Genomic DNA, 230 nt, shown 5'->3' on the forward strand with positions numbered 1-230 from the left:
GACAGGCGCGGCGACGCAACGGCGGTTTCACGCTGCTCGAACTGCTCGTGGTGATGGTCATCATCGGTTTGCTCGCCGGTCTCGTCGCCCCGCGCTATTTCGATCAGGTCAGCAAGTCGAACGTCAAGATCGAGCGAGCCCAGATCGACTCGTTGGGCAAGGCGCTCGATCAATACCGGCTCGATATGGGCGCGTATCCGACGACCGAGGAAGGTCTCCAGGCGCTCGTG

1 protein-coding gene is annotated in these 230 nt (G+C 62.2%); it reads left to right on the forward strand.

Translation table 11 applies throughout. The features are described from left to right. A partial coding sequence (gene gspG / locus SB764_RS45145) for a type II secretion system major pseudopilin GspG (protein WP_410867454.1) occupies positions 1 to 230 on the forward strand: 230 nt, incomplete at both ends.

The sequence above is a fragment of the Paraburkholderia sp. SIMBA_027 genome (genome assembly GCF_046535315.1).
Taxonomy (GTDB): Bacteria; Pseudomonadota; Gammaproteobacteria; order Burkholderiales; family Burkholderiaceae; genus Paraburkholderia; species Paraburkholderia tropica.